This is a genomic window from Bacteroides sp., from assembly GCA_036351255.1.
Classification (GTDB): Bacteria; Bacteroidota; Bacteroidia; order Bacteroidales; family UBA7960; genus UBA7960.
The window spans coordinates 1-4,379 of record JAZBOS010000053.1 but is presented as its reverse complement, the minus strand read 5'-3'; the positions used below and the strand labels follow the sequence as shown (position 1 = coordinate 4,379).

4 protein-coding genes and 1 tRNA gene are annotated in these 4,379 nt (G+C 45.3%); all 5 read left to right on the top strand.

Translation table 11 applies throughout. The annotated features are described in order from the left end of the window. Positions 1 to 27: 27 nt before the first annotated feature. The 5 genes from V2I46_05175 (at position 28) to pepE (ending at position 4,257) form a co-directional block, all read left to right on the top strand. Positions 28 to 111 (top strand) — tRNA-Leu (locus tag V2I46_05175). 192 nt (positions 112 to 303) lie between these two features. After that, positions 304 to 1,344 (top strand): alpha/beta hydrolase, encoded by a 1,041-nt coding sequence (locus tag V2I46_05170; protein ID MEE4176883.1) that lies wholly within the window; start codon positions 304 to 306, stop codon positions 1,342 to 1,344. Between the two features lie 26 nt (positions 1,345 to 1,370). Next, entirely contained in the window at positions 1,371 to 2,258 is an 888-nt protein-coding gene (locus tag V2I46_05165) for a TRAP transporter TatT component family protein (GenBank protein MEE4176882.1), read from the top strand. Positions 2,259 to 2,411: 153 nt separating this feature from the next. Next, positions 2,412 to 3,338: a hypothetical protein gene (locus V2I46_05160; protein MEE4176881.1), complete on the top strand. Its 927-nt coding sequence runs from the start codon at positions 2,412 to 2,414 to the stop codon at positions 3,336 to 3,338. A 184-nt stretch (positions 3,339 to 3,522) separates the two neighbouring features. Then, positions 3,523 to 4,257 carry a dipeptidase PepE gene (gene pepE / locus V2I46_05155; GenBank protein MEE4176880.1) on the top strand — a complete coding sequence of 245 codons (735 nt, stop codon included), beginning with the start codon at positions 3,523 to 3,525 and terminating at the stop codon, positions 4,255 to 4,257. Positions 4,258 to 4,379: the final 122 nt, after the last annotated feature.

The following is a 4,379-nucleotide window of genomic DNA, read 5'->3' as shown; positions in this document are numbered from 1 at the left end:
GTCAATTTTAAAAGTTCATTAAAGATTGCCCAAGTGGCGGAATTGGTAGACGCGCTAGTTTCAGGGACTAGTGGCCGTATGGTCGTGAAGGTTCGAGTCCTTTCTTGGGCACAAAAAAGCCGCAGCAATGCGGCTTTTTTTTACCCCCTTTCTTTTTGCAATGCCTTCCCATCTCTTTCTTTTGAATTTCCGGTTTTACTCAGCGCTAAACTGATAATTATTCCTTTAGCAGAATTCTTTGTGTTTGATTTATTATGCTTATTCGCTATATTTGATTTCGCATTACGACTTAAAAGATGACGGATGTTATTTCGTGAACCCATACGTGCACTATTACCCTTGGTCATTTGCATGCTTTCGGTTTTCCCGGGCAATGCCCAGAAAGTTGAATCTTTGTATGTGAATGAACTGAACTCGGGCTGCAACGTGCTGGTGATCACGAACAGGGTGGTTCAGGATACCGGAAAAAGACTGCATTTCCCTAACCAGGTAAGTGAAGATAAAAACCTTCTCCTGCTCAAGGCTGTTTTTTACCGTCCTGATTCACTTCAGGTAAACAGGGTAACCGGGGAAGAATTTTATACTGCTGTAACAGAAACCGAAAATGATTGGGTGCTGTTTATCCATGGCGACAGCAAAACCTTCGAGCAGGCAGTAATGCGTGGATTTGATATTCAATACCTGCACAAGGTAAACGTGATCGTTTTCAGCTGGCCTTCCAGGGATCCGGAACTGGGAGGAGTTAAGAATTTCAAGAATTCAAAACAGCAGGTGGTCGAATCGCTGGATCACTTCATCGCTTTAATGGACTTCATTCAATCCTTGAAAAACGCAGATCCTGATTTTTGGAAGCAACACAGGCTTTCCTGCTTCATTCACAGCCTGGGCAATTACTACCTGGAAAACATGGCTAAACATGGGCCGCTAGCGGACAAAAACGGATTATTCAACAACCTGATCCTTAACGCGGCAGCGGTAAACCAGGATGGTCACCCGGAATGGCTGGAAAAAATTACTATCCAAAACAGGATATACATCACCAGTAACAGGCAGGACTTTAATCTGAAAGGGGTTCGGATATTTACGAAAGACGGAAAACAGCTTGGTGAAAAGGTAAAACACCCCCTGGCAGCAAATGCTAAATACATACAGTTTACACGGGCAGTTGGATTTCGATTTCCTACCGGTACCACCCATACCTATTTCATAGGTAAAATGGCTGATAATAGCATGAATATACGCCGTTTTTACACCGAGATCCTGCATGGTAATCCGATAAACCTTGATGATCAGAGTTTATTTAGCAGGCGGAAAGACGGACTGGGATATGATATCAAAAAATAATTCGACTCACTTAAAATTCATGTAGTATGAAGAATTTGAACAATCCTTTCTCATTCATGGCAATGCTGGTCATCTGTGCCATGTTGGGTTCATGCGCTTCTTTTAAACCCGGATATAGGTATATCCATGAGAAACAAAGCGAGGAAGATCCGGTTCTTCTCTTGCGGCAAGCCGAGAAAACGGAATCAACTGCCGGGACCAGGGAGGATGTGGAAGCGCTCATTGAAGCCTACATGAAGGTCGAAAAGGCTGACCCGATGAACTATCGTGCCCTCTGGAAAATAGGAAACTACCATATGCTGATGGGGGCGGCCTACGCCGATAAGCGCAGGATAAAAAAACATCATTACAAGGAAGCCGTGAAATACTGTGAGAAAGCCATGTGCACGAATCCGGCTTTCCGGGAGGCCTCTGAAAACGGCGCGAAGGTCACTGACGCCCTGGATTTGCTTACAATTGATCAGCTTGATGCAATGGGCTACTGGTACACTGCAAGGTTTTATTATTTCAGTGAAGCCCTGAAAGGGATGGGAAGACTGATAAATACCCGGATCGTGATTGACAACAATAAAATGATCGAGCGCATCGATGAGCTCGACAGTACCTGGGCAGGAGGCGGGAACTACTTTGCAAGAGGGCTATACTACATAGCCATTCCTGAACGATTTGGGGGAAGCACGGAGCGTTCTGCCAGAGAGTTTGCAACGGCAATTGCAATTGGCCCTGAATACATTGTCAACCGCTGGGGAAGGGCCAAGTACCTTTATGACCTGATAGGTGAAAAGGAAGGTTTTTTGTCAGATACGCAATGGGTGCTGGAGCAGGATCCCCATTCAGCAGGTAATCCATATCCCTGGAATGTCTACTTCCAGAATGATACCAGGAAAATGCTGGAAGAAAGGTATAATGAATGATCCTGACATAGAACTCCCGAATAGGCCGTCCAATAAATTATCATTCCCGGCAAGGTCTTGCTATTCAAAGGATCATCCGCTGCTTAATTTTATAAAACTTTAATTAAACAAAAGCATGATTCAGGTGTTAGAACGGATATAAAAACATTAATCATGAAACGTACGATCTTTACAATAGCAATATCGCTTGCACTGACAGCTGCAATTGCGCAGGAAAAGCATAATGAACAACCAAAACTGAAGCTAACTTCATTTGGAAGCAGTATAGGGTTCACCGGAACGGTAGTTTCAAATACACTTGGCGACTATAATAGCCTGGCCGGAAATGTAGAAGACAAGGACCTTTTCATAGATGCGGATAAATACCAGGAAAGTAAATATAACTATGGTCTTGGCGGCAATGGCAACCTGAAATTCTACCTGGGACTCACACCGCTGAATAAGAAAACAGGTGAATACCGGATGAACCAGGAACTCAGGCTAAACTTTGGATTTAGTCTCGGTACTCGCAGGACCTTCAGCTACATAAACCGCGATACCTATATGGTTGACAGCTTTATTTCATCCTCGGGTCAAACCGTTTATGCTGACTCAAGTTACTTTACACGCATGAAATACGCTGAGAGTTATTACGATATTAACATGGGCTTTAGTTATTTATTCAAGACCAACCCGGAACGCAGATTTCACTTCCACACCGGTATTGGACTCGAATACGGACTGGCGCTTCGGTCTTTTGTGAACACTCAGAAATATACTGAGAACGATTTTTATTATTACAACGATTTTAACAAGCCTGAACTTAAGGAACCTGACTATAGCTGGATGAAAAAAGATGACGGCGATGGTATGACCAGCAAGACCACGACGAATATGAATGGCAACCTGATGTTTCTCAGGCCATATATTCCGCTGGGTATCAATTTCAGGATCACCAACAAAACACAATCTTTTTTCAACCAGGTATACCTGTTCACTGAGATCAATCCTGGTATAGAATTCCAGATCGTTGGAAATGAGAAGACCTATATCAATCCGTACTTTGGAGTGGCCATGCTGGGATTTACCTATCGCTGGTAAGTTTTTAAACATCCTGCTGACTCAGACCATACATTCCTTATTGGTGTAAGGCCGTTTTAAAAGGCTTAACAGCTTTTATTAAGCTAACCATATTGCATCTGATCATTATTTGAATAAGGTTTTTTATATTTTTACTTCCTCAATCGTAAATAATCCAATATCCAACATCCAAAATTTACGCAATATGAAGCTTTTATTGATCAGCAATTCAACCAATTACGGAGAAGAATACCTTGGCTGGCCGAGGCCGTTTATTTCCGAATTCCTTGCCTCCACCGGGGTGAAGAACATCCTGTTCGTTCCCTATGCAGGGGTGGGGCTGTCGCCCGATGGCGATATCAGGGCATCCTACGACCGATACGAGGAAAGGGTAAAGGGCGTTTTCGGGGAGCTCGGGTATAACATCCATTCGATCCACAAGGAGCCAGATCCCGTTCGGGCGGTAAACGGTGCCGAGGCGATTGCAGTGGGAGGGGGGAACACCTTTCACCTGGTGTACATGATGCACAAAACGGGTATCATGGATGCCATCCGCCGGCGCGCCCTCGACGGGATCCCATACATGGGCTGGAGTGCCGGGTCGAATGTGGCCTGCCCTACGCTCATGACCACCAACGATATGCCCATCATCGAGCCTGAAAGTTTCAAATGCATGAACCTGGTCCCCTTCCAGATCAATCCCCATTACCTCGATGCCAACCCCGAAGGCCACGGCGGGGAGACCCGCCAGCAGCGCATCGAAGAATTCCTGGTGGTCAACAAGGAAATGGCCGTCGCCGGGCTGCGCGAAAGTTCACTCTTCGAAGTCGACGGGTTTGAACTGAAACTCAAGGGCAGCCGCCCGTTGAGGGTCTTCCGCTTCGGAGAGGAGCCGGAAGAAGTAGAGCAGGGGAGTGATGTGAATTTTTTGATGGAATAGATCAAAGGGTTGCCAACCCTAATAAGGTTGGCAACCCTTTATAATCATCTGATCAGCAGCACCTTTCCATACGTTTTGGTATTCCCGTCTCCGGCATCGGTGCCTGTCCATATGCTGCCGTC